We start from the raw sequence: 717 nt of genomic DNA, 5'->3' as shown, positions 1-717 counted from the left end.
TGGCTGTCGTTGCTGTGAAGTTCGATGGGCCGCTCCATGCATACGTAACATTTTGTGGGGAACCCGTGGCTGTGATCGGCAAGCTTGTTACTTCGCAGGTCAACTGACCACCCGTGGCTACTACCGTTGGCGTGGCCGCATCCTTGCTCACAATTGCGGTGTCAGATGCCGTACAGCCGTTGGCCGGATTCGTAACGGTTACCGTGTAAATTCCTTCCAAAGTGGCCGTGATGCTGGCTGTCGTTGCTGTGAAGTTCGATGGGCCGCTCCATGCATAGGTGACCGTTTGTGGGGAAACCGTGGCTGTGATCGGCAAGCTTGTTACTTTGCAGGTCAACTGACCACCCGTGGCTACAACCGTTGGCGTGGCCGCATCTTTACTCACAATCGCCGTGTCAGATGCTGTACAGCCGTTTGCCGGATTCGTAACGGTTACGGTATAAATTCCTTCCAAAGTGGTATTGATGCTGGCTGTCGTTGCTGTGAAGTTCGATGGGCCGCTCCATGCATAGGTGACCGTTTGTGGGGAAACCGTGGCTGTGATCGGCAAGCTTGTTACTTCGCAGGTCAACTGACCACCCGTGGCTACAACCGTTGGCGTGGCCGCATCTTTACTCACAATCGCCGTGTCAGATGCTGTACAGCCGTTTGCCGGATTCGTAACGGTTACGGTATAAATTCCTTCCAAAGTGGCATTGATACTGGCTGTCGTTGCTG

1 pseudogene is annotated in these 717 nt (G+C 54.1%); it reads right to left on the bottom strand.

Going from position 1 to position 717, the window contains the following annotated elements:
- Positions 1 to 717: pseudogene (locus EZE20_RS23970) on the bottom strand (hypothetical protein); the annotation flags it as partial.

Origin of the sequence: Arundinibacter roseus (assembly GCF_004348825.1) — a bacterium.
GTDB classification, from domain to species: Bacteria; Bacteroidota; Bacteroidia; order Cytophagales; family Spirosomataceae; genus Arundinibacter; species Arundinibacter roseus.
This window is presented reverse-complemented; position numbering and strand designations above follow the sequence as displayed.